At 38.2% G+C, this 22,235-nt stretch carries 27 protein-coding genes and 1 other RNA gene; 14 read left to right on the top strand and 14 right to left on the bottom strand.

The features are described from left to right. Window positions 1-9 precede the first annotated feature (9 nt). A complete protein-coding gene (gene sppA / locus ASG01_RS13355; protein ID WP_055864570.1) occupies window positions 10-1,764 on the top strand; it encodes a signal peptide peptidase SppA in 1,755 nt (584 codons plus the stop codon). A gap of 74 nt (window positions 1,765-1,838) precedes the next feature. Here sppA and ASG01_RS13350 read toward each other — a convergent pair whose 3' ends face one another. The 6 genes from ASG01_RS13350 to ASG01_RS13330 all read right to left on the bottom strand — a co-directional run bounded on the left by ASG01_RS13350 (window position 1,839) and on the right by ASG01_RS13330 (window position 4,378). After that, a complete protein-coding gene (locus tag ASG01_RS13350) occupies window positions 1,839-2,090 on the bottom strand; it encodes a GlsB/YeaQ/YmgE family stress response membrane protein (protein ID WP_055864567.1) in 252 nt (83 codons plus the stop codon). 44 nt (window positions 2,091-2,134) lie between these two features. Next, window positions 2,135-3,088, bottom strand: coding sequence for a signal recognition particle-docking protein FtsY (gene ftsY / locus ASG01_RS13345; RefSeq protein WP_055864564.1), 954 nt, complete (start codon window positions 3,086-3,088; stop codon window positions 2,135-2,137). A gap of 187 nt (window positions 3,089-3,275) precedes the next feature. After that, the gene (locus ASG01_RS15780) at window positions 3,276-3,428 is read right to left on the bottom strand and encodes a DUF4295 family protein (protein ID WP_082498379.1); all 153 of its coding nucleotides are present in this window, start codon (window positions 3,426-3,428) and stop codon (window positions 3,276-3,278) included. Between the two features lie 19 nt (window positions 3,429-3,447). Further along, window positions 3,448-3,630: a 50S ribosomal protein L33 gene (gene rpmG / locus ASG01_RS13340; protein ID WP_055864561.1), complete on the bottom strand. Its 183-nt coding sequence runs from the start codon at window positions 3,628-3,630 to the stop codon at window positions 3,448-3,450. A 3-nt stretch (window positions 3,631-3,633) separates the two neighbouring features. Continuing rightward, window positions 3,634-3,876: a 50S ribosomal protein L28 gene (rpmB, locus tag ASG01_RS13335; protein ID WP_002976757.1), complete on the bottom strand. Its 243-nt coding sequence runs from the start codon at window positions 3,874-3,876 to the stop codon at window positions 3,634-3,636. A gap of 202 nt (window positions 3,877-4,078) precedes the next feature. Further along, a complete protein-coding gene (locus tag ASG01_RS13330; protein WP_055864558.1) occupies window positions 4,079-4,378 on the bottom strand; it encodes an HU family DNA-binding protein in 300 nt (99 codons plus the stop codon). Between the two features lie 395 nt (window positions 4,379-4,773). On the opposite strand from ASG01_RS13330, the gene panD reads away from it, so the two are divergent. The 3 genes from panD to ASG01_RS13315 all read left to right on the top strand — a co-directional run bounded on the left by panD (window position 4,774) and on the right by ASG01_RS13315 (window position 6,896). Continuing rightward, window positions 4,774-5,124 (top strand): aspartate 1-decarboxylase, encoded by a 351-nt coding sequence (gene panD, locus ASG01_RS13325; protein ID WP_055864556.1) that lies wholly within the window; start codon window positions 4,774-4,776, stop codon window positions 5,122-5,124. Window positions 5,125-5,127: 3 nt separating this feature from the next. Further along, window positions 5,128-6,189 (top strand): lysylphosphatidylglycerol synthase transmembrane domain-containing protein, encoded by a 1,062-nt coding sequence (locus tag ASG01_RS13320; protein WP_055864554.1) that lies wholly within the window; start codon window positions 5,128-5,130, stop codon window positions 6,187-6,189. A gap of 131 nt (window positions 6,190-6,320) precedes the next feature. Continuing rightward, complete coding sequence (locus tag ASG01_RS13315) at window positions 6,321-6,896, top strand: TerD family protein (RefSeq protein ID WP_055864551.1); 576 nt, start codon at window positions 6,321-6,323, stop codon at window positions 6,894-6,896. Window positions 6,897-7,149: 253 nt separating this feature from the next. Here the strand turns inward: ASG01_RS13315 and ASG01_RS13310 are convergent, their stop codons facing one another. After that, the gene (locus ASG01_RS13310; RefSeq protein ID WP_055864548.1) at window positions 7,150-9,222 is read right to left on the bottom strand and encodes a M3 family metallopeptidase; all 2,073 of its coding nucleotides are present in this window, start codon (window positions 9,220-9,222) and stop codon (window positions 7,150-7,152) included. Window positions 9,223-9,374: 152 nt separating this feature from the next. Here ASG01_RS13310 and ASG01_RS13305 point away from each other — a divergent pair, with 152 nt between their 5' ends. From ASG01_RS13305 to rimM, 5 genes are all read left to right on the top strand, one after another. Continuing rightward, on the top strand, window positions 9,375-9,902 hold the full coding sequence (locus ASG01_RS13305; protein ID WP_055864545.1) for an SRPBCC family protein: 528 nt from the start codon (window positions 9,375-9,377) through the stop codon (window positions 9,900-9,902). A 71-nt stretch (window positions 9,903-9,973) separates the two neighbouring features. Then, window positions 9,974-10,423 carry a hypothetical protein gene (locus ASG01_RS13300; protein WP_055864542.1) on the top strand — a complete coding sequence of 150 codons (450 nt, stop codon included), beginning with the start codon at window positions 9,974-9,976 and terminating at the stop codon, window positions 10,421-10,423. A gap of 58 nt (window positions 10,424-10,481) precedes the next feature. Then, entirely contained in the window at window positions 10,482-10,994 is a 513-nt protein-coding gene (locus ASG01_RS13295) for a nitroreductase (RefSeq protein ID WP_055864539.1), read from the top strand. Between the two features lie 179 nt (window positions 10,995-11,173). Beyond that, window positions 11,174-11,725 carry a 30S ribosomal protein S16 gene (locus ASG01_RS13290; RefSeq protein ID WP_055864536.1) on the top strand — a complete coding sequence of 184 codons (552 nt, stop codon included), beginning with the start codon at window positions 11,174-11,176 and terminating at the stop codon, window positions 11,723-11,725. A 139-nt stretch (window positions 11,726-11,864) separates the two neighbouring features. After that, window positions 11,865-12,407, top strand: coding sequence for a ribosome maturation factor RimM (rimM, locus tag ASG01_RS13285; protein ID WP_055864534.1), 543 nt, complete (start codon window positions 11,865-11,867; stop codon window positions 12,405-12,407). Between the two features lie 60 nt (window positions 12,408-12,467). On the opposite strand, the gene ASG01_RS13280 is transcribed toward rimM, so the two are convergent. Further along, window positions 12,468-12,869, bottom strand: a complete 402-nt coding sequence (locus ASG01_RS13280; RefSeq protein ID WP_055864949.1) for a GlcG/HbpS family heme-binding protein — start codon at window positions 12,867-12,869, stop codon at window positions 12,468-12,470. 79 nt (window positions 12,870-12,948) lie between these two features. Then, window positions 12,949-13,881 carry a helix-turn-helix domain-containing protein gene (locus ASG01_RS13275; protein ID WP_055864531.1) on the bottom strand — a complete coding sequence of 311 codons (933 nt, stop codon included), beginning with the start codon at window positions 13,879-13,881 and terminating at the stop codon, window positions 12,949-12,951. 105 nt (window positions 13,882-13,986) lie between these two features. Here ASG01_RS13275 and ASG01_RS13270 point away from each other — a divergent pair, with 105 nt between their 5' ends. The 3 genes from ASG01_RS13270 (at window position 13,987) to asnS (ending at window position 16,794) form a co-directional block, all read left to right on the top strand. Then, entirely contained in the window at window positions 13,987-14,580 is a 594-nt protein-coding gene (locus ASG01_RS13270) for a hypothetical protein (RefSeq protein ID WP_131725376.1), read from the top strand. Between the two features lie 47 nt (window positions 14,581-14,627). After that, the gene (locus ASG01_RS13265) at window positions 14,628-15,227 is read left to right on the top strand and encodes a CDP-alcohol phosphatidyltransferase family protein (RefSeq protein ID WP_055864525.1); all 600 of its coding nucleotides are present in this window, start codon (window positions 14,628-14,630) and stop codon (window positions 15,225-15,227) included. Between the two features lie 118 nt (window positions 15,228-15,345). After that, window positions 15,346-16,794, top strand: a complete 1,449-nt coding sequence (asnS, locus tag ASG01_RS13260; protein ID WP_055864524.1) for an asparagine--tRNA ligase — start codon at window positions 15,346-15,348, stop codon at window positions 16,792-16,794. A gap of 40 nt (window positions 16,795-16,834) precedes the next feature. Here the strand turns inward: asnS and ASG01_RS13255 are convergent, their stop codons facing one another. Next, window positions 16,835-17,185, bottom strand: coding sequence for a hypothetical protein (locus ASG01_RS13255; RefSeq protein WP_055864511.1), 351 nt, complete (start codon window positions 17,183-17,185; stop codon window positions 16,835-16,837). A 200-nt stretch (window positions 17,186-17,385) separates the two neighbouring features. On the opposite strand from ASG01_RS13255, the gene rpoN reads away from it, so the two are divergent. Continuing rightward, complete coding sequence (gene rpoN, locus ASG01_RS13250) at window positions 17,386-18,855, top strand: RNA polymerase factor sigma-54 (protein ID WP_055864508.1); 1,470 nt, start codon at window positions 17,386-17,388, stop codon at window positions 18,853-18,855. Between the two features lie 61 nt (window positions 18,856-18,916). Here rpoN and ASG01_RS13245 read toward each other — a convergent pair whose 3' ends face one another. Further along, on the bottom strand, window positions 18,917-19,591 hold the full coding sequence (locus tag ASG01_RS13245; RefSeq protein ID WP_055864505.1) for a hypothetical protein: 675 nt from the start codon (window positions 19,589-19,591) through the stop codon (window positions 18,917-18,919). Beyond that, window positions 19,584-20,075, bottom strand: coding sequence for an RNA polymerase sigma factor (locus ASG01_RS13240; protein WP_055864502.1), 492 nt, complete (start codon window positions 20,073-20,075; stop codon window positions 19,584-19,586). Before ASG01_RS13240 ends, ASG01_RS13245 begins: the two co-directional genes overlap by 8 nt. Before the next feature lie 172 nt (window positions 20,076-20,247). Here ASG01_RS13240 and rnpB point away from each other — a divergent pair. Further along, window positions 20,248-20,576: RNase P RNA component class A (gene rnpB, locus ASG01_RS14050), an RNA gene on the top strand. 81 nt (window positions 20,577-20,657) lie between these two features. Here the strand turns inward: rnpB and ASG01_RS13235 are convergent. Both ASG01_RS13235 and ASG01_RS13230 read right to left on the bottom strand, forming a co-directional pair. Next, complete coding sequence (locus ASG01_RS13235; protein ID WP_055864499.1) at window positions 20,658-21,524, bottom strand: PPK2 family polyphosphate kinase; 867 nt, start codon at window positions 21,522-21,524, stop codon at window positions 20,658-20,660. 208 nt (window positions 21,525-21,732) lie between these two features. Beyond that, the gene (locus ASG01_RS13230; protein ID WP_055864496.1) at window positions 21,733-22,197 is read right to left on the bottom strand and encodes a DUF1573 domain-containing protein; all 465 of its coding nucleotides are present in this window, start codon (window positions 22,195-22,197) and stop codon (window positions 21,733-21,735) included. Window positions 22,198-22,235: the final 38 nt, after the last annotated feature.

Genomic DNA, 22,235 nt, shown 5'->3' with positions numbered 1-22,235 from the left:
TTAGTTTTTATGAAGAGTTTCTTTAAAAATGTTCTGGCAAATATAGTAGCTATCATACTTCTGCTGGGCGTATTTTTCTTCTTTTTCGTTATTATGTTGATGTTTGGGGCGATGAGCGGAGAGAAAAATGTATCTGTGAAAGACAATTCGGTACTTACCATTAATCTTAAAACCAATATCATAGACAGCCCGACAGAAGATCAAAGCAGCATTTTCGAGGTGAAAAAAAATGACACCCATGTTTTGATTTATGACGCTGTTGAAGCGATTAGAAAGGCGAAAGATGATAAAAAAATCAAAGGTATCAGCATTGAGGCAGATTTTCTAAATGCCGGCATTACGCAGATTGATGACCTTCGTGCAGCGATTATTGATTTTAAAAAAAGCGGGAAATTTGTTTACGCTTACGGAAACGTTGTTTCTCAGGCTTCCTACTATTTAGGCTCGGTGGCAGATCAGTATTATTTGAATCCTGCCGGCGGAATTGAATTGAAAGGTTTAGCGACTGAAGTTACATTTTACAAAGATTTTGCTGAAAAATACGGTGTAGGCATCGAAGTAATCCGTCACGGGAAATACAAATCTGCGGTAGAGCCTTTCCTGCGAAACGACATATCACCGGAAAACCGTGAGCAGCTGAGCACTTTGCTGAACGACATCTGGGGCAACACTTCATCAAGAATTGCCGCTTCCAGAAAAATGGAAAATTCGCAGTTTAAAACGATTGTTGACAGTCTCTACGGAATTATACCAAACCAAACTTTACAGTATCGTCTTGCTGACCGTTTGGTGCAGAAATCTGAATACGATCAGATCATCCGCGCAAAACTTAAGCTGAAAAATGATGATAAACTGAATAAGATCTCTTTAAATAAATACGTTGAAGCGAGCGAAAAAGAAGATACTTCAGGCGGAAAAGTAGCGGTTTTATACGCTTCAGGTTCGATCAATGGTGGCGATGAATACGGCGATATTCATTCAGAAAGATATATTAAGTACATTAAAAATCTTCAGGAAGATAAAAAAGTGAAAGCCGTGGTTTTGAGAATCAACTCACCGGGCGGAAGTGCAAATGCTTCAGACGAAATTTTGTTTGAACTTCAGCAGCTTAAAAAATCTAAACCGCTCATCGTTTCTTTCGGAGATTATGCAGCTTCTGGGGGTTATTATATCGCGATGGCAGCCGATAAAATTTATTCTGAGCCTAATACACTTACTGGTTCTATCGGTGTTTTTGGTGTGATGCCTTATTTTAAAGATCTTGCCAACCGAAACGGAATCCGCTCAGATATTGTTGCTACGAATGCCAACTCAGCGTATTATTCTGCTTTAAACGGTCTTACGCCGCACGGCCAGATGATGATGCAGAAAAGTGTAGAAAGCACGTACAAGAGATTCGTTTATTTCGTGACTCAAAACCGTAAAAAAACGTTCGAGCAAATCGATAATATCGGCGGTGGAAGAGTCTGGAGCGGAACCCGTGCGAAAGAAATTGGGTTGGTAGACGAACTTGGTTCTTTGAATGATGCCGTAAAATATGCTGCTTCTAAAGCTGGTTTAAAAACATATCACGTGAGTTCTTATCCAAAAAGGAAGACCGCATTTGAGCAGATTTTTGAAGATTTAAATGAAGATGATATTTCTGCGAGAGTTATTAAGAGTAAGCTGGGAAAAGCCAACTACGAACTTTTCGAGCAGATTACAAGCAAGAAACTACGCAATGAAGTGAAAATGGAAATGCCTTATCAGATCAATATCAATTAAAACCGGTTGCATTTAAAACAGAAAATCCGGATTTGAAAATTTCAAATCCGGATTTTTTTTCTTTTATTGATAACCTATTTTTTTGTTACCATCCTGTAGATCGCCAGTAATAAAACTGCACCACCTACGGCAACTAAAAAGCTTGAAATGTTGAAGCCTGTAACATCTAAACCGAAGATCATTGATCCTAACCAGCCTCCGAGCATTGCTCCCAAAATTCCGATAATGATTGTTACAATCCAGCCTCCTGGATCATTCCCAGGATGGATAGCTTTAGCAATAGCTCCTGCAATGAGTCCGAATAAAATCCAAGTTAAAATTCCCATAGTTTTAAAATTAATAGTTAATGATTTGATGATTCTGAAGCGACTTACCGCTTCTTGAAGAACGAATCTACAAACTCTGTACCATTAAACAACTGCAGGTCCTGCATCTTTTCGCCGACGCCGATATATTTAACGGGGATTTGAAACTGATCTGAAATACCAATGACAACGCCGCCTTTCGCGGTTCCGTCTAATTTTGTGACTGCCAGCGCATTCACTTCCGTAGCTGCGGTGAACTGTTTAGCCTGCTCGAAAGCATTCTGTCCGGTCGAGCCATCCAAAACCAATAAAATTTCATGTGGCGCATCCGGAATAACTTTCTGCATTACTCTTTTAATCTTTGAAAGCTCGTTCATCAGATTAACTTTATTGTGAAGCCTACCCGCGGTATCAATAATCGCAACATCAGCATCCTGTGCCACGGCACTTTGAACCGTATCGAAAGCAACAGACGCAGGATCTGATCCCATTTCCTGTTTTACGATCGGCACTCCTACACGCTCGCTCCAGATCACCAGCTGATCAACGGCTGCAGCTCTGAAAGTATCGGCAGCGCCAAGCACTACTTTTTTACCTTCAGATTTAAACTGATGTGCCAGTTTTCCAATTGTTGTTGTCTTTCCAACGCCGTTTACACCAACCACCATGATCACATAAGGTTTTTTTGAAGTGTCAATATTCCCGGATTGCGCATGGGGATTTTCTAATAAAAGTCCGGAAATTTCTTCGCGGAGAATGGTGTCGAGTTCACTTACGCTTACGTATTTGTCCTGGGCAACACGTTCTTCAATTCTTTGTATGATTTTGATGGTGGTAGAAGCGCCCACGTCAGATGCAATAAGAATTTCTTCCAGATTATCCAAAACTTCATCGTCGACTTTGCTTTTCCCGACAACGGCTTTTGTCATTTTCTCGAAGAATCCCTGGCTCGATTTCTCAAGACCTTTATCCAGCGTTTCTTTTTCTTCTTTTTTAAATATTTTTTTAAACCAACTCATCTTATGAATTACAGAATTTATTAATGAAGGAATCTGTTTAATGACAATATAAATTTAAAATCCTGACATTAATTTAGATTTAAAAATGTCGTGCTTTCAACTTTAGATTTCCCACTTACAGAAACAAAGATAACAAAAAAACTACCCAAAAATGAGTAGTTCCTTTATTGTGTACGGGTGCAGAAAATTATTTTTTCAAATAAGAATCTACTTCGTCTGCGTTCATTACTTTTTCTTCGAAAACGTAAGCATCAGATTTTGATGACTTCACCATTTTCACCACTTTAGTCATTTTTTTAGACTGTCCGCTTTGTAGGGTTGCTACTACTTTCTTTGCCATGGTAAATTATATTTATAAATTACTTGATTTCTTTGTGAAGGGTAGATCTCTTAAGAACAGGATTGTATTTTTTCAATTCCAATCTCTCTGTAGTGTTCTTCTTATTTTTTGTCGTGATGTATCTAGACATTCCCGGCATACCGCTTTCTTTGTGCTCTGTACATTCAAGAATTACTTGAACTCTGTTTCCTTTTTTTGCCATGATTTAGTTCTTTTTAATCAATCCGTTTCTGGTCGCTCTTTCGATCGCTTCCTCGATTCCAATCTTGTTAATTACTCTCAATCCGTGAGCAGAAACTTTCAAAGTAACGTGCTTATCTTGCTCTGGAAGGTAAAATTTCTTTTCCAATAAGTTAATTTCAAAACGACGCTTCGTTTTGTTATTAGCGTGGGAAACGTTGTTACCAACCATTGCACGCTTTCCTGTTATCTGGCAAATTCTTGACATATCTCGATGTTCTTATTTGTATAATATTTGAGGTTGCAAAATAACGCAATATTTTTTATATAGACAATACTTCACTAAAATTTTTACAACAAATATGTAGTTTATAAATACTTAAATCAAAAATTATGCGTCATCTGTTATCGAGAGATAATAAAAAAGCCACCTTTCAGAAAGATGGCTTTATATATAAAATATATTTAAATTATTTCTTCTTCTTCTTCGCAGTCGTGTTTACCGCATCAGCAAGTTCTGCTCCCGCTTTGAATTTAGCTACCGTTTTAGCAGCAATTTTGATCGGCTCCTTCGTTGCAGGATTGATTCCCTGTCTTGCAGCTCTTTCAGATACAGAAAATGTACCGAAACCGACTAACGAAATTTTTCCTTCTTTCTTCTTAAGGGTTTCTGTAACGTGCATCATGAAAGATTCTAATGCAGACTTTGCCGCTACCTTTGTAATGCCGGCATCTTTTGCCATAGCTTCAATTAATTCAGATTTGTTCATAATTTTAGTATTAAGTTGAGTTGATTTAAGTAACAAATATAAAACTATTTTCGATTTTTGCAGATTTTTTACGAAAAAGTAATTATAATATTAATGAAAGGTTACAAACGTTTTAAAATTCATAATCTTTCAACCTGCCTGAAATCTATCATCCTGCGATCTAAAATCATGCCAATGCTCGGCTAACAAACGATTTATAAAATTTGAAAATGTCGAATTTCAAATTGCATATTTCTTAATTTAATCATTTCAGCTATTTTCCCTTAGAATTTTTGCTTTTTTAATATCGGTCAGTGTATTATGAATGGATATTTCTGATTAAAGTCAGGTGGCTGTGGTATACTTCAAACCTGTGTTTTTTAAAGTTTCTAAAATTTAAATAGTAAATTTGCAGCATGTTAATAGAAGTTTTCAAATCTAAAATACACAGAGTGCGGGTTACTGCCTCGGATCTTAATTATATCGGCAGTATTACTATTGATGAAGATCTTATTGATGCAGCCGGATTGGTCGTGGGCGAGCGTGTTTATATCGTAAACGTGAATAACGGTGAGCGTTTCGATACCTATATTATAAAAGGAAAAAGAAAGTCCGGTGAAGTGTGTCTGAACGGTCCTGCCGCAAGAAAAGTACAGCGCGACGATATTATTATCGTCATCGCGTATGCGCAGATGACGCCCGAGGAAGCTAAAGATTTTCAGCCAAAAATTGTTTTTCCGGATGAAAAGACCAATCTTCTGACTTAATATATGGAGGGAACGTCTAAAAACCATTTAAAATCAATCATCACGCTCGTCGTGTCGCTCGCTTTTGCGGGCTTTTTTCTGTGGATTGCTCTCCGTGGCTTCGATTTTTCTATCGTGAAAAAATCTTTGGCAAAAGCCAATTATCTTTGGGTAGCGTTCGCCGGGGTTTTCGGACTTTTAGCGTACTGGCTTCGTGCCGTGCGGTGGAATCTTCTCCTGGAACCCATGGGTCACAAAATTTCTGACGCCAACGCATTCTGGACGATTTCTTTCGGTTATCTCATGAATCTCACCATTCCACGGAGCGGCGAAGTAGCCCGCGCGACGGCGCTTTACGGCGTAGAAAAAGTGCCTGTCGACAAATCTTTCGGAACGATTATTCTGGAAAGGGTAGTGGATCTGATCTGTATGATGGGATTTCTTCTGCTTACTTTGATCTTTAAATATGAAGCGATTTTGGCTTTTTACCATTTCGTGACTGAGACAAAGAAAACCGCACACGTTTCTAAGCCCAATTCTTTCGAAAAATTTATTCTTCAGACCGGAATTTCAGACCTAAATGCTTTCTATTTCTATCTTAAGATATTTATTTTCGTTCTTATCATCGCAGGTTTAGTCGCTCTTTACAGATTAAAAAAAGAAAAATTTATCAGTTTTGCCCGCGGAATTTTTCAGGGTTTGACTTCCATTTTTAAATTAAAACAGAAAGTCAGGTTCATCCTTTACACGCTGGGCATCTGGATTTCCTATTTTTTTGCCGCGTATCTCGTTTGCTTTGCACTTCCTGAAACGTCTGATTTTACTTTTGCAGACGGATTTTTCATCATCACGGTTGGAACGCTTGCGATGATTGTCCCGGCAAGTGGCGGACTTGGGGCTTTTAATCTCGCGATGAAATATGGTTTTATGGCCTTGTTTATCGGCGCAGGAAAATCAGCCGAATTCGGTGCCGAAATGGGACTTACTTATTCTTTCATTTCACTTCCGCTGCAGTTTTTCTTAACACTCGTTACGGGATTAATTTCCATTCCGGTCTTGGCGAAAGCGAAAAGTAAAATGGTGTAGCAGAGAAAGTTTAAGCCAATTAAAATACATCATTAAGATCCGGTTTGTTTTTCGAAGACCGGATTTTTTTTGGTTTAAATATTTGGAAAACCGAAGAATCGGCGCTATCTTAGACAGAAAGTATAAAACCTATGGCGATCAATTTACAGAAAGGACAGCGGATAGATATCGGACTCACCAAACTCACCATCGGTCTCGGCTGGGATCCGAATGAGGGAACAGGCTATGATTTTGATCTCGATGCGTCTGCCATAATGATTGATGCGCAGCGCAAACTCGTGAGTGAAGAATACTTTGTTTTCTACAACAACCTCAAGTCTCCTGACGGTGCCCTCACGCATACCGGCGACGACCCAAGCGGAAAAAACAGCGATGGTGACGATGACGAAGCCATTATGATCGATCTTGAGAAAGTGGATCAGCGAGTGGAAGAAATTCTGTTCGTGGTGACTATTGAAGACTATGAGCGCCGCCGCCAGAATTTCGGGCAGGTAAGAAATTCATATATCCGGATTGTCGATCAGAATACCAATCAGGAAATTGCCAAGTACGAACTCGATGAAGATTTCTCCATCGAAACCGGCATCGAATTCGGCAGGCTGTACAGGAAAAACGGCAGCTGGAAATTTGAGGCTTCAGGCATCGGCTACCGAGCTGATCTTGGATTCTTTCTGGAAAAATATTATAAGGGCGAGATTATTAAGTAAGGTATTATAGGAAGCACGGATTTATGATCTGTGCTTTTTATAAAGTAACCTCATGCAATCTACTACATCAGTTAAAAGCATTTCGCTTTTCAGACAAATGCTTCTATTGAATATTAAGTCCCATATTTTTTATCTTTCATTATTCTACGAACTGTTCAATTGCAGATTAATGTTATTCTTTTAGAATAAAAACAGCAAAAAAAATTTAAAGTCCTCCAAACAGGAGAGTTTAGAGGACTTTAAATTAATTCTATTACCCAAACGCTCTTTTCAGCAGACTCTCCACTTTTGGCTCGCTGCCCCGGAAGTTTTTATACAGTTCCATCGGATCTTTGGTGCCACCGGAAGAAAGCAAAACCTTGAATTTCGCCGCGGTTTCCGGGTTGAAGATTCCGGTTTCTTTAAAGTACTGGAAAGCATCGGCATCCAAAACTTCGGCCCATTTGTAAGAATAATATCCCGCCGAATATCCGCCCTGGAAAATATGCGAAAAGCTCGGACTCATTGCGATTTCCGGGTTGGCAGGGTAGAGCTGCGTTTCTTTGGTGTACGTGTCTTCAAACTCTTTTACGCTCACATTCTGAAGATCGCCGGTTTTCGAATGGTAATTCATATCCAAAAGTCCGAATCCGATCTGGCGCATCGTCTGGTAACCTTCCATAAAGTTTTTAGACTGAGCAATTTTCTCGATTTTCTCGTCGGGCAAAACTTCACCGGTTTTGTAATGTCGGGCAAAAGTCTTCAGGAATTCAGGTTCGTAGCAGAAATTTTCCAGAAACTGCGAAGGCAGTTCCACAAAATCCCATTTCACAGACGTTCCTGATAAATTTGGATATTGCGTATCGGCCATCATTCCGTGCAGTGCATGACCAAACTCGTGAAAAAGCGTTGTCACTTCCTGAAACGTCAGCAAACTCGGGGCATCTTTCGTTGGCTTGCTGAAGTTGCAGACGATCGAGATGTGCGGCCGAGAATTTTCACCGTCTTTTTTGTACTGATTTTTATAACTCGTCATCCACGCGCCGGCTCTTTTGCCTTTTCGCGGAAAATAATCTACGTAGAGCAAAGCTTTAAAATCGTTTGTTGGCTTTATGTTGTCGGTGGTTGGCTCCTGATTCGCTGATCCCGGCACTTCGTTCTCAAAAACTTCATATACTTTTACTTCTTCGTGATATTTCGGCAGCTCATTATTTTCTTTAAAACTAAGTCCGAAAAGTTGGTTTGCCAATCCGAAAACGGCTTTCTGAACCTGCTCTAAAGGGAAATAAGGTTTCAGTTCTTCATCGTTCAGATCATATTTCGCTTTGCGGAGTTTTTCAGCATAAAAAGCATGATCGTACGACTGTAGATCCTCTGTTCCGTCAGCTTTTGCTAAAGATTTTAATTCTTCAATTTCTTTTTCGGCGTACGGTTTTGCTTTCGTGAGTAGTTCATTTAGGAAATCAAATACTTTATCCGGAGACTTTGCCATGCGTTCTTCCAAAACATAATCTGCATAATTTTTATACCCTAAAAGTTCTGCTTTCTTCTGTTTCAGATCAACGATTTCTTTGATCAGATTCTGATTGTCGTGCTCGCCGCCACCGAACGATTTTTTACCGTTTGCCAGCGCCAGTTCTTTTCTCAAATCACGGTTTTCAGCGTAAGTCATAAACGGAATATAGCTTGGATACTGCAATGTTACGACCCATCCTTCCAGATTTCTTTCCTTAGCTTCTTCTGCGTATTGCTCCAGAATTGCGTCCGGAATTCCTGACAAATCTTCTTTATTGGTGATATGTTTAAAATAATTATTGGTCGATGCCAGCACATTTTGCCCAAACTGCAGCGATTTTAAGCTTAAATCTTTATTGATATTTCTCAGTTTTTCTTTTTCGGCATCATTCAAAAGTGCGCCGCTTCTTACAAAACCTTTGTAGGTTTCATTTAAAAGCATTTGTTGTTCTTCGTTGAGGTTGTATTCATTCTTTTCTTCAAAAACCTTTTTGATTCTTTTAAAAAGGGTTTCGTTTTGCGAAATTTTAGATGAATATTCCGTTAAGATCGGAGAAACTTCCTGCGCGATCTGCTGCAGTTCGTCACTGGTTTCTGCTGAATTTAAATTAAAGAATATATTGGAAACTCTGTCTAGCTGTTCACCGGAAAAAGCCAGCGCTTCAATTGTATTTTCAAAAGTGGCTGCATCAGAATTTTGAGTGATGTCATCGATTTCCTTTTCAGACTGCTCTATTAATGATGTAAAAGCGGGCAAAAAATCTTCGTTTTTGATTTTATCGAAAGGTGCCGCGTGATATGGTGTATTGAATTTTTCTGTTAAAATATTCATTGAAATGTTTTTGTAAAGGTAAATTTAGCGAATTGTAAAACGGATTAAAAGTTTTAGCATTAAATTTTCCCAAAAAACGCTATTGTAATTTTTATGAATGAAGATCACTTGATTTTTTTTAACTTTAAATCAGAAACTTTAAACCAATAACCATGAAAAAAATCCTGAAATTTCTGGGAGTAATTCTCTTGCTCGTTCTGCTGTATTGTGGCATCGCGATTCTCGCTTTCGATAAAGCGTATCACTACGAAAAATCAGTAGTGATCGACGCGCCCGTCGAAAAAGTATGGCAACACAGCAACTCGCTGCGCGCTTATAATGCCTGGGATCCGTTTTCGAAAGAAGACAGAGAAATGAAAATAGAGTACAGCGGAAACAGCGGTGAAATCGGCGATTCTTATCACTGGACAGGAAAAGAATCTGGCGAGGGAACACAGACGGTGAGCAAACTTGTGCCGAATCAGCTAATGGAAACCGATCTTCATTTCATTAAACCTTTTGAAAGCAACGCTAAAAGCAGATTCTCACTCACACCGGAAAACGGAAAAACAAAAATGACCTGGGCGATGGATTTTGAAATGGAACCGTTAATGAAGCCTATGAAGCCTTTTATGGATATGAATATGAAAAAAATGTTTGAGAAAGGTCTTCAGAATCTGAAAAATATCGCTGAGAAGTAAAGTCCCAAGTTCTGCCACACGCAGAACTTTTTTTTGGAAAAAAATCATATCTTTATCTAAAGAACCGATCAATGGAGAAGATTGTATTTGAGAAAGATCGCATCCGGAATTACGTAAAAACCGTGATCGCAGGCAAAATAGAAAAACTTAAAAACTTCATAGAATTCACGCTGGAAGCAAGCAGAGATATAAAAAAGACCCCGAAATACGATAGCATGCGCGAGGAAATGCAGGAAGAAATTTATCAGATGCAGAAACAGCTCGCAGCACTTAACGACTTAAAAAGAAATATGCTGAAAGTGCTCCCCGCAGCCACAAAAAGAGTGCAGCTGGGATCGCTGGTTATCACCAATAAGGCGCGTTTTTACATCAGTGTTTCTCTGGGAGAATTTTTCTTCGAAGGGGATCGTTTTTATGCGATTTCCCCTGAAAGTCCGATGGCAAAAAAAATGATGGGCATGTCGCCCGGCGATGATTTTACGCTCAATAAAATTTATCAGAAAGTGGTGGAAGTGCTTTAGTCTTGATTAAAGATTTTAAAATATTATCTATCATTTATAATTCATCATCAACAAAAATATGAACCAAGCAGAAATTTTAAAAGACATTATAGAAAAAAGGAAAAGTATTTTTCCGAAAGATTATACAGGAGAAAAGATTCCGGAAGATATCATTGAATCGGTTCTGAATTCGGGGACTTTTGCTCCGAACCATAAGAGAACAAAACCGTGGCGATTTAAGCTGTTTCAGGGCACAGAAAAAGAAAAATTGGCTTCGGAGATGCAGGAGATTTACAAGTCTATGCAATCCGAACAGCAGTTTCTGGAGAAAAAATATAATGATATTGGTTTTAAGATTAATAAAGCGGATGCTGTCATTTCGATTGTAGTCAATTTCAGTGGAATGGTTCCGGAATGGGAAGAAATTGCCGCCGTCTCGATGGCAGTTCAGAATATGTATCTCACCTGTACGGCAAATGAAATCGGCTGCTACTGGAGTTCGCCTAAAATAGTAAATAACCTGAAGGAATCACTTACGATTGAAGAAAACCAGCAGTGTCTGGGGCTTTTCTATATGGGAAAATTAGATTGAAAGATTGAAAGATTGAAAGATTGAAAATTTAAGGATTACAACTTTTTGATTAGGAGATTTAGAAATTATTTTAAAGTTAATGTCGACTATTAACCAGAAAGTTTTTTCTTTAAACTTTTTTCCTATCTTTGCACACTTAAATATTTAACCGGGACGAGTTCCCTAAACATTCAAACATTATGTCAGTAAAAATCAGATTACAGAGACACGGTTCAAAAGGAAAACCTTTTTTCCACATCGTAGTTGCCGATTCAAGATCAAGAAGAGATGGTAAATTTATCGAGAAATTGGGAACGTATAACCCAATCACTAATCCTGCAACGATCGATTTAAATGTAGATTCTGCTGTAAAGTGGCTAAACAACGGTGCTCAGCCAACTGATACCGCCAGAGCTATCCTTTCTTATAAAGGTGCTCTTTACAAAAAACACTTGCAAGGTGGTGTTGCTAAAGGAGCTTTTGATGAAGCTGAAGCTGAAAAAAGATTTGCTTCTTGGTTAGAGTCTAAAGATTCTAAAGTTGAAGGCAAAAAAGAAAACTTAGCAACTGCTAAATCTGATGCTAAGAAAGCAGCATTCGATGCTGAAACTAAAGTAAACGAAGCAAGAATCTCTGCTGCTGCTCAGGCGAAAGCTGACGCTCAGGCTGCTGAAGATGCGGCTAACGCACCAGTTGCTAAAGAAACTGCTGCTGAGACTACAGAAGAAGGTACTGAAGAAACTCAGGCTTAATTCTCCTCAAGAATATCTGGTAAAGACACGATTTTTTCGTGTCTTTGCTGTTTTTAAAAACCAAAGTTTTTGTTGCGCCAAAAATTTTATTTTGCTATTTTAGACTGTATAATATTACGATAAACGCTCCCATGACCATATGAAAAAAGAAGACTGCTATTTTTTAGGGAAAATTACCCGCAGACACGGCCTTGCTGGAAACGTGATTTTGAAACTCGATACCGATCAGCCTTCGCAATATAAAAATCTGGATTCTATTTTTGTAGAAATCAATGGTTTGTTGGTGCCTTTCTTTGTTGAAAAAACAGCGTTCAGCAAACAGGATGCGCTGAATATTGCTTTCAAAAACTCGTCTGAAGCACTTGTAGATCAGTCTTTAGGCAAAAATGTTTATCTGCCTTTATCATCACTTCCTAAACTTTCGGGGAAGCAGTTTTACTATCATGAGATCATCGGATTTGAGATTTTTGATCAGGATGACAATAACTGTGGCGTGATTCGCTCGGTAAATGACCAGACTGCCCAGAATTATTTTGTGACAAATCTCGATGGAAAAGAAGTAGTGATTCCGTTAATAAAAGACTGGATTCTCGAAGTTGACCGTGAAGAACGATTCATCAAAATGCAGCTGCCAGAAGGGCTCATCGATGTTTTTCTGGTGACGTCTAAAAAAGATGAATAGATAAAAAATAAAAAAGTCGGCACGTAAAAATGCCGACTTTTATTTTGCTTGCATATTACCCTAAAAAATGGCTAAAGAACCTGCGCTCGCCACTTCGTGATCGTCTTCCACAGAACTTCCGCTCACACCGATCGCACCGATGATGTTGCCTTCGTGATCTTTAATTAAAACACCGCCGGGAAAAGAAATCAAGCCGTTATTCGAATGCTCGATGTTGTATAACGGTTGTCCGGGCTGTGACAGTTTTCCAATTTCTCCTGTATTCATATTGAAAAAGCGTGCAGTTCTTGCTTTCTTTTGTGCAATGTCGATCGAACCAAGCCACGCATCATCCATTTTCGCGAAAGCGACAAGATTGGTTCCGCTGTCTACAACGGCAATATTCATTTTTACGCCCAGCTCGTTCGATTTTACGATGGCAGCTTCAATGGCTTTCTGCGCCTGTTTTAAAGTGATATTCATATACTGTATTTTGTAACAAGTCAAATCTACAAAAAACATCGCTGCAAAATTTATTTCTCCCGATTAAAATACAATTACTTTAAGGTTTTAGTTTTTCATGCAAATCATCAATCTGGCGGTATATTTTATTGAAAAACATTTTCCGCTCCCGGTTTCCGGATGAATTGAGCGATTTCGAATTTTTTATTTCATGTTCAAAATAAATCAAAGTATCGCTGCATGTTTTTTCGTCACTGGTCATCATGTATCCAAACATATTAAAAGGAATGAAAAATGACGACTGATACTCGTTTTTAAAGAGAATATTATTGCTTAAAATCACCAGATCGTTGACGTAAAAATGAAAATCCGGGTTGTGCTGAATTTTGTATTCGATATGCTGAATCACTGTTCGTACTTCACCCAGAATTTCCACAATATCAGAGTATTTCAAAAGCCCCATTTCAGAATAAAAAGAAATCTGCATCAGAATGCTCATGACCGTCGTGTCGTTCCAGACTTCGGTCACATCCTGACTTTCATACAGATCTTTCAGTTTTTCGTTTCTCAGCGAATGATACGGAAGATCAAAATCTTCGAAAGAGCAGAGATATTTATCTTCATTCAGAAGATTCATCCAAACATAAAACTTGAATCTCGACAGTTTGGTGTCAGAAATCGTATAAAAAAACGGAATATCTTTCGCCGAATAATATACTTTCGACTGTTTTTCATTCTGAAAAACATGAAGAATCTGCAGCGAGCTTTCAAAGAAATGCAGTAAATCTTCCTTCGTTTTTACAGGTTTTGTGCGCTTCACGACCAGCTGATTTTCAGTTCCCAAAAACTGATCTAATGAAATTTGATAATATTTCGCAAGCTCAATTGCTTCCTCAAAACTGAATTTAGCTTTCATCGACGTTCGTCTGTGAGCTGCGTCGTAGCTGATGTTGAGAATATTGGCAATCTCGTCATTCAGCGATTTGTCGCCGATTTTTTTACGGATTTGTCTGAGAAGAACTTCCTGATTCACGTTTTTGCGATTTTCACAAATGTATCATTTTATTTTAATTTTTTTTCGCATTCAGAAAGTTGACTTTCAAAATTAGCTTTGATGTATAATTTAAAAATGAATGATATGAAAACTGAAAATTTTGAGGTTACGGCAAAGGAAAAATCTACTGATTTTGATGGTTTAAAAAGAGGCAATAAGTTCATAAGTTTCTTGTTCGGTTTGAGCTTACTCTTAAACTTTTATTCATGCACTATGCCCCGGAAAGCAAAGAATGAAGTTTTGAATATTAATGGAATATTCGAAGCGAAATGTTTAAATGGTAGTTTAAGATACAACTTAGTTTCATTGCTAAACAGAAAGCTTATCAGAGATACTTTGCAGGGAAAGCCCATTGATAAATACAAAATAAAACTTGAGATGGTCGATAGATGGCATGTAGCCATTTCCACAATAGACGAGTTCGATAAAATTTTGCATAAAAAAACTTATAAATTCAAACAGAAGAAAAACATTCTGATTTTAAAAAATCAAAATACTAAAGCTCTGTTGGTCCCATATCTTGCCGGAGCGTTAGATATTACCAAATTGAAGTTAAATATAGATAAAAGTGGAAACTTAAATGTTCTGATCTACGAACATCGTTCTGGTGGTCTGTTCTTTATTCCTATGGGATGGTCAACAACAAGCAGAAGTGCGGAATTTAGAAGAGCCGAATAATTGGAAAATAATATTATATCAGATTAATCAATCTAAAATCAAGAATCATGAAGACAATACCGTACATCTTAATAACCACCCGTTTTCTGCTTGCGCCTGTCATTCTGTCTCTCGCTTATTTTAAAGGTTCAGAATCACGCTTTATCATTTTAACATTAATGTACATCGGATTATTCACCGATATTTTCGACGGAATTATCGCTAGAAAACTCAATGTTTCAACCGAAAAACTACGAAGACTCGACAGTCAGGTAGATTTGGCTTTCTGGCTTTCACTTGGTTTTGCAGCGTATTTTCTAAATTCTGTTTTAATAAAAAATGAATGGTTCAGCATCGCACTGGTTTTTTTCCTCGAAGCACTCTGTTACCTGATCAGCTGGATAAAATTTAAAAAAGAAACCTGCACACATGCGTGGCTTTCAAAATTGTGGGGAATCAGTTTGCTGTTGGCCTTTACGTATTTGATTGGTTTTCAGAAAGTGGGTTGGGCGTTTGATCTCGCGATTGTTTTAGGTATAATTTCTCACCTCGATGTTATGCTGATCATTTTAATTCTTCCGAAATGGCAGTATGATGTTCCGAGTTTTTATCATGCTTTAAAAATCAGAAAAGGCAAAAAAATCAAAAAATCAGTTTTGATTAATTAAAATTTCATGCGCTTTTATATAAATCAAGATTATTTACGGCAATTCAGTAAATCTTTATTACCCTGATTTTTGTAACTTTGCAGACATTAATTTTCACATAGAAATTAGCAATCAACACATGAAAAAGCAGACGGTAAAAGACGTTTTACAGAATTATAAAAAAATCTTACATCACGACATCACGGTTTACGGCTGGGTACGCGCATTCCGCTCAAACCGTTTTATCGCCCTGAATGATGGATCTACCATTAATAATCTGCAGGTTGTCGTTGATTTTGAGAATTTTGATGAAGAAATCATCGCTAAGATCAGTACCGCTTCTTCATTGAAAATTACCGGCGAAGTCGTGGAAAGTCAGGGTGCCGGGCAAACTGTGGAAATCGTTGCGAAAAAAATCATCGTTTTGGGTGATAATTTTACCGAAGACCGTGACAAGACGATTCTTCAACCAAAAAAACACTCGCTGGAAGTTTTAAGAGATCAGGCGCATCTGAGATTCAGAACCAATCTTTTCGGAGCAGTTTTCAGGGTGCGTCACGCAGTGAGTTTTGCGATTCATTCATTTTTTAATCAGAATCAGTTTTTCTACATCAACACGCCGATCGTCACCGGAGCCGATGCTGAAGGCGCTGGCGAAATGTTTGGTGTGACTAATTTTGACTTAAACAATATCCCAAGAGATGAGCAGGGCGAGATCGATTTTGCCCAGGATTTCTTCGGAAAGAAGACTAATCTGACGGTTTCCGGTCAGCTGGAAGGCGAAACTGCGGCGATGGGATTGGGAAGAATTTATACTTTCGGACCGACTTTCAGAGCAGAAAATTCGAATACGACGCGACATTTGGCAGAATTCTGGATGATCGAGCCGGAAGTGGCTTTTAATAATCTGGAAGACAATATTGATCTGGCAGAAGATTTCCTTAAATATGTTATTCAGTATGTTTTAGATCACTGCAAGGGTGATTTGGATTTCTTAGATAAACGTTTTGCGGAAGAGCAGAAATCGAAACCGGAAAAAGAAAGAGCCAAAGAAGGTTTGATCGAAAAGCTTGAAAATGTTATTGCTAAACGTTTCAAAAGAGTTTCTTATACAGAAGCAATTGAGATTTTATTAAATTCAAAAGAAAATAAAAAAGGAAAGTTCGCTTATCCAATCGAAGAGTGGGGTGCAGATCTTCAATCTGAGCACGAAAGATTTTTGGTTGAAAAGCATTTTGAATGTCCTGTAGTATTGTTTGATTATCCTAAAGAAATCAAGGCTTTTTATATGAAGCTGAATGATGATAATAAAACCGTTGCGGCGATGGATGTACTTTTCCCGGGAATTGGCGAGATCATCGGCGGCTCGGAAAGAGAAGCAAGACACGATGTGCTTTTGGAAAAAATGAAAGATTTCGGTGTAGATCCGCACGAACTCTGGTGGTATCTTGATACACGGAAATTCGGTTCGGTGCCGCATGCAGGTTTCGGGCTTGGTTTGGAAAGACTGGTACTTTTTGTAACCGGAATGACGAACATCCGCGATGTGATTCCTTTCCCACGAACGCCGAAAAATGCGGAGTTTTAAAAATAAAATACAAATGCGCTGAATTTTCTCAGCGCATTTTTTATTGCCCGATTTCGTTGATAGAATCTTTCCTGAGAAGATCTTCTTTCATGAATTTTCCTTTTAAAAATTTATAATAAGCATGGCAAGCTGCAGCAGCAGTTAAAGAGAAAATAATTTGCGCTGAAAAGATGTGTAAAACTAAGCTGTTTTTAATGTTGATATCATCAGAGCTGAGAACCAAAAAAACCGTCATGTTGGAAACCAAAAACTGAGTACCAAAGAAAATGAGCATCGCGAAAAATATTTTCCAAAATGCAGATTTTGTCTGCCCGAATCTTTCTGAGAGTTTTGCAAATGATACATAAATTATCAGGAACGGTAAAAGGTAAATAATGCAAAGTCTGACCATTTTTATTTTTTACTAAAGTATGAAGGAATTTGCATACCTTAGAAATAAAAATCAGCCTGAAAAAATTCCAGACTGACCTTATATTTAATAACTAACTAACATTATTGTCTCGATCTCATCAAAAATCGTGCTACTTATCGATATTGTAAAAAAAAAGTATTAAATTCGTACCTTACCATTAGCCAAACACAGCACTTTATATGTTAAAACAAAATTTACAACTCAGACTCGGACAAAAATTGGCGCCGCAGCAGATACAGTTGATGAAGCTGATACAGCTGCACACGCTGGAATTTGAAGAAGAGTTGGAAAGAGAATTAGAAGAAAACCCGGCTCTGGAAATCGCCAAAGAGGAAACGCCTGAAGAAGAATACACTACTACCGCTTTAGAGGAAACCTATGAGGCTGAAGGTACCGAAACCATTGATACAGATTTTGATGTAAACGATTACTTATACGACGACGAGCCAAGCTATAAAACTTCATCCAGCAACTACAGTGCAGACGACGAAGAGTTTGATAATGAAAGCCTTCTTACAGAGGGTCAGTCGCTTTATGATTATCTGAGAGAACAGATCAACCTGAGCAGCATCAACGAAGAAGATCTGAAAATCGCAGAATACATCATCGGTAATCTTGATACGGATGGATATCTGCGGAGAGATGTAAAATCTATTGTGGATGATCTGGCATTCTCATTGGGAGTATACACTACAAAAGAAAAAATTGAGGATATTCTTGAAAATTATGTTCAGAAGCTGGATCCGCCTGGCGTTGGCGCAAGAGGTTTGCAGGAATGTCTTTTGCTTCAGATCGAAAAAAAGGTAAGTTCAGATAAAGCAGTTTCACTTGCTGCAAATATTCTGCGTTATCAGTTTGATGCGCTTACAAATAAGCATTACAACAAAATTATTCAGAAATACGATATTGAAGAGGAAGATCTGAAAGATGCTTTGGAAGAAATCTCAAAGCTTTCTCCAAAAGTTGGCGGAAATTTCGATACGCAGACGATTACGATCAATCAGGAAATCATTCCGGATTTTGTTATCACAGTGAAAGACGGCGAAGTAATCCCGATGCTGAACAGCAAGAATGCACCGACTTTGCGCGTTTCTGAGGAGTATAAAGATATTCTTTCGACCTATTCTCACGATAAAAAATCGGTGGAGCATAAGCAGGCTGCACTTTTCATTAAGCAGAAACTCGATGCTGCCAAATGGTACATCGACGCAATTAATCAGCGCCAGAATACGCTTTTGCAAACCATTAATGCGATTGTAAAATTCCAGAAGCAGTATTTTATTACAGGTGATGAAAAATCACTTCGTCCGATGATTCTGAAAGATATTGCAGATATTACCGGTTTTGATATTTCAACGATTTCAAGGGTGGTAAAAAGTAAATACGCCGATACCGCCAACGGAATTTTATATCTGAAAGATCTGTTCTCTGATAGTCTGACGAATGACGATGGCGAAGAGGTTTCGACGAAAGAAATCAAAATGCATCTTATGGAAGTCATCAGCAAAGAAAATAAGCGAAAACCTTTAACAGATGACGCTTTGGTAGTGATTTTGAAAGAACAGGGTTACAATATTGCCCGAAGAACGATTGCTAAATACCGTGAACAGTTGAATATTCCTGTAGCGAGGCTTCGTAAAGAATTGTAAAATTTAGATCAATTTAAATAAATAAAAAAGCATTTCAGAATTTCCTGAAATGCTTTTTTATTTATGCCTCATTGGCGTCGATACTTTTTAATTGAGAAAGATTTTTGTCGAGCCTTTTCATAATGATTCCATAGACGAGTCTGTAATAAAGCCACAAAAGCAATATACAAAGTACGGTGCTGATCATTAAACCTAAAACAAAACCAAGCGTTGTTTCGCTGCTGAGTTCGATATTCTGATACTGAAGAGTGTAGATGACAAAAGCCGTCAGCGCCAGCGAAAAAATAACAAGTAACGCCAGATTAATAATGATAAACGCATTGACGGTTTTTTTAAACTGAATAATTCTCGTGATGAAAAGTTTGAGGTCTTCCTGCACTTTTATTTTCCTGTAATTCTGGTAAAATTTCACCACGAAATATCCGGTTACAAGAAGGCTGATGATTTTTATACATAAATAAATCATATCGAGCGTGTCTTCCAGACGCTGGTCTTTTTCCACACCGAGGCGTTTCAAAATGCTCAGGAAAGAATCAGATTCTTTGCTCTGAACGATATAGTACAACCCAAGAATCGTGAAAAATAAAAACTCTGCAGCGCTGATCCAGAAGATATACTTCATATAGTTGCGCGATCTTTTATTAAGCATTCTGAGAATCTCGCTGTCATTATATTTCGGCTGTACAGGCTGCTGCTGCCAGGTTTTTTTTAAGCTGTCTAAATCGAAATCAGGCATGTTTTTCCATCTTTTCTTTAAGGATTTTTTTCAGTCTGTTCATTTTCACACGCGCATTTACTTCAGTGATTCCGAGATTTTCGGCAATATCCCGATACGGAAGATCATCCAGATACATCATTACAATCGCGCGTTCTACATTTGGAAGCGTTTTGATCACCGTGTAAAGAAGCGAAATCTGCTGCTGTTTGTCGTCGTCATCTTCCACAAAATCGCGGTGATTGATGTCGAGTTCATTCGTCTGAAGGCTTTTTGTTTTTTTTCTGAAAAGGGTAATGGCTGTATTCAGCGCCACGCGGTACATCCAGGTTGATATTTTAGAGTTTCCTTTAAAAGAATCGTAGCTGCGCCAGAGCTGCAGAACAATCTCCTGAAAAAGATCTTCTTCATCTTCGGGAGAATTGGTATATAGCCGCGAAACCTTAATAATCAGTCCCTGATTATCTTTCACAAGCTTGGCAAATTCTTTCTCTTTGGAAATCAAAATACAGTAATAATGCGGCGAAGATATGGTTTAATTTGAAAATCTGAAAATTTAGCAATTTGAAGATGAACGTGTAAAGTCTCTTTTCTAATAACAATAACAGTCATCGGGTGAATTAAAATTTTACATATTATCACATTGCCAAATTTTCAAATCACTATCTTTGCGCCCACGAGAAAATTGGTCTGTTGATTCTTATTTCGGTAAGGGTAGGAAAGTCCGGACACCATAGAGCAGCAAAGCGGATAACATCCGTCGCCCGCGAGGGTAGGACAAGTGCAACAGAAAGCAGGTACAGTACGGCTGTAGTGAAACCAGGTAAACTCTTTGCGGTGCAATGATAAGTATATCGGTTTTTTTCAGAAATGAAAATCAGGAGCGGCTCGCTCTGAAAGCCGAGGGGTAATCAGCTCAAGTTTTGCAGCAATGTAAAGCGCAGATAAATAACAGACGTCCCGATGTATCGGGAGACAGAATCCGGCTTACAGATTTTCTCGTGGTTTTTAAAGTGTGATGTTCGAAACAGGAATTTTAAAATATAACTTTAGTATTTCCATTTTCGAACTCCCTAATTCTAAGATATTATTCGCTTTCAAGCTGCTTTTTTGCCTCCTGCAGTTTTTGTTTTTCTTCATCAGAAACTTCCGGAAACTGCAGATTCATTTTTTCTAAAGTTTCATTAATAATTTGAATCGCCGAGAGCCGTGCAAACCATTTCTGATCTGCCGGAATCACATGCCATCTCGCCTCGCTTTTTGAAGTCTCGTTAATTGCCTTCTCGTAGCATTTCATATATTCCGGGAAAAGAGCACGCTCAGGAAGATCACTCAGAGAAAATTTCCAGTTTTTGTCGGTTTCGTCAATGCGGTCAATCAGTCTTTCTTTCTGTTCTTTTTCAGAAATATGTAAGAAAATCTTAATTATTGTTGTGCCGTTTTGGCAAAGATGTTTTTCGAAATTCCGGATGCTTTCGTACCGTTTATCCCAAAATTCCTGATCAAAATCTTTTACCGATTTCCAGACTTTTTCTTTTAAATTATATTCAGGGTGAACTTTACACACCAAAACACTTTCATAATGCGACCGGTTGAAAATTCCGATCATTCCTTTTTGCGGAAGCGCGACGTAATGCCGCCAAAGAAAATCCTGGCTGTATTCTTTTTCGGAGGGTGTTTTAAAACTAGTCACGTGACAGCCCTGCGGATTGACGCCTCCAAAAACATGCTCAATCAGCGAATCTTTTCCGGCAGCATCCATCGCCTGAAGCACAACAAGCAAAGACTGACTTCCGTCGGCATAAAGTTTTTCCTGAAGCTTCCGCAGTTTCTTTTTTTCTGCTTCGAGCATCAGCAGGCCTTCTTCTTTGCTTAGATTTCCACTGTGTCTGGTTTCGGCCTTTTCAATTGAAAAATGATCTTTTACTTTAAATTCTCCGGAGAAGTCTGTCATGGTTTGTTATTTAAAAAATTAAAGGTTAAAAAAATTAGAATAGTAGGAATTTAGATATTCGTTAAGAATTAATTTTGCCTAAAGCCTAAAGCCTAAAGCCTAAAGCCTAAAGCCTAAAGCCTAAAGCCTAAAGCCTAAAGCATGCCACAATTCACAAAAAAATCCGCCCTGTAAAAAGACGGATTTCAATTTCACCAAAAGGTAAAAATTATTTTTTAGCAACTCTCTTTGCCATTTTTGCAGCTTTTTTGTCCGCTTTTTCTTTAGCTTTCATTTCTGCAGCAGTTAATGGTTTAGGTTCTGGAGCATTCGGGTCTACTTTTCCTTTGATGTAGATTACGCTTCTGCTGTTTACAGGGTCATTAGAAAAAACCTCGATCATCTTGTTGAATTCTCCCTGCAATGCAGTATTGTATCCAACTTTGATTTTTGCAGTTTTTCCAGGCATAATAGGATCCTGGCTGAATTCCGGAGTGGTACATCCGCAGGCAGGCTTCACATTTGAAAGAATCAATGGCTTGTCACCGGTATTTTTTACGGTAAAAAACCTTGTTCCGTCAGCGCTTGGCTTAATGGTTCCGTAATCGTACGTGGTTGTATCAAAAGTGATGGTTTGTGCAGATGCCAAAGCGAAAGTTCCGAAAAGTGCAATTCCTGCAAATAAATTTTTCATATTCTTGATTGTTAATATGTAATTAGATAAGATTAAAG

Origin of the sequence: Chryseobacterium sp. Leaf180, from assembly GCF_001424585.1 — a bacterium.
GTDB lineage: Bacteria > Bacteroidota > Bacteroidia > Flavobacteriales > Weeksellaceae > Chryseobacterium.
Note: the sequence above shows the minus strand (reverse complement) of the source record. Positions and strands in the feature narration are given on the sequence as shown.

Coding starts and splice junctions, on each gene's coding strand:
- rpmG (WP_055864561.1), bottom strand. CDS start 3,630: ATGGCAAAAAAAGGAAACAGAGTTCAAGTAATTCTTGAATGTACAGAG.
- ASG01_RS13245 (WP_055864505.1), bottom strand. CDS start 19,591: ATGCCTGATTTCGATTTAGACAGCTTAAAAAAAACCTGGCAGCAGCAG.
- ASG01_RS13350 (WP_055864567.1), bottom strand. CDS start 2,090: ATGGGAATTTTAACTTGGATTTTATTCGGACTCATTGCAGGAGCTATT.
- sppA (WP_055864570.1), top strand. CDS start 10: ATGAAGAGTTTCTTTAAAAATGTTCTGGCAAATATAGTAGCTATCATA.
- ASG01_RS13280 (WP_055864949.1), bottom strand. CDS start 12,869: ATGAATATCACTTTAAAACAGGCGCAGAAAGCCATTGAAGCTGCCATC.
- rimM (WP_055864534.1), top strand. CDS start 11,865: ATGAAAAAAGAAGACTGCTATTTTTTAGGGAAAATTACCCGCAGACAC.
- ASG01_RS13320 (WP_055864554.1), top strand. CDS start 5,128: ATGGAGGGAACGTCTAAAAACCATTTAAAATCAATCATCACGCTCGTC.
- ASG01_RS13330 (WP_055864558.1), bottom strand. CDS start 4,378: ATGAACAAATCTGAATTAATTGAAGCTATGGCAAAAGATGCCGGCATT.
- ASG01_RS13235 (WP_055864499.1), bottom strand. CDS start 21,524: ATGACAGACTTCTCCGGAGAATTTAAAGTAAAAGATCATTTTTCAATT.
- ASG01_RS13305 (WP_055864545.1), top strand. CDS start 9,375: ATGAAAAAAATCCTGAAATTTCTGGGAGTAATTCTCTTGCTCGTTCTG.
- ASG01_RS13295 (WP_055864539.1), top strand. CDS start 10,482: ATGAACCAAGCAGAAATTTTAAAAGACATTATAGAAAAAAGGAAAAGT.
- ftsY (WP_055864564.1), bottom strand. CDS start 3,088: ATGAGTTGGTTTAAAAAAATATTTAAAAAAGAAGAAAAAGAAACGCTG.
- ASG01_RS13315 (WP_055864551.1), top strand. CDS start 6,321: ATGGCGATCAATTTACAGAAAGGACAGCGGATAGATATCGGACTCACC.
- ASG01_RS13230 (WP_055864496.1), bottom strand. CDS start 22,197: ATGAAAAATTTATTTGCAGGAATTGCACTTTTCGGAACTTTCGCTTTG.
- panD (WP_055864556.1), top strand. CDS start 4,774: ATGTTAATAGAAGTTTTCAAATCTAAAATACACAGAGTGCGGGTTACT.
- rpmB (WP_002976757.1), bottom strand. CDS start 3,876: ATGTCAAGAATTTGCCAGATAACAGGAAAGCGTGCAATGGTTGGTAAC.
- ASG01_RS13255 (WP_055864511.1), bottom strand. CDS start 17,185: ATGGTCAGACTTTGCATTATTTACCTTTTACCGTTCCTGATAATTTAT.
- ASG01_RS13265 (WP_055864525.1), top strand. CDS start 14,628: ATGAAGACAATACCGTACATCTTAATAACCACCCGTTTTCTGCTTGCG.
- ASG01_RS13310 (WP_055864548.1), bottom strand. CDS start 9,222: ATGAATATTTTAACAGAAAAATTCAATACACCATATCACGCGGCACCT.
- ASG01_RS15780 (WP_082498379.1), bottom strand. CDS start 3,428: ATGGCAAAGAAAGTAGTAGCAACCCTACAAAGCGGACAGTCTAAAAAA.
- ASG01_RS13270 (WP_131725376.1), top strand. CDS start 13,987: ATGAAAACTGAAAATTTTGAGGTTACGGCAAAGGAAAAATCTACTGAT.
- asnS (WP_055864524.1), top strand. CDS start 15,346: ATGAAAAAGCAGACGGTAAAAGACGTTTTACAGAATTATAAAAAAATC.
- ASG01_RS13300 (WP_055864542.1), top strand. CDS start 9,974: ATGGAGAAGATTGTATTTGAGAAAGATCGCATCCGGAATTACGTAAAA.
- ASG01_RS13290 (WP_055864536.1), top strand. CDS start 11,174: ATGTCAGTAAAAATCAGATTACAGAGACACGGTTCAAAAGGAAAACCT.
- rpoN (WP_055864508.1), top strand. CDS start 17,386: ATGTTAAAACAAAATTTACAACTCAGACTCGGACAAAAATTGGCGCCG.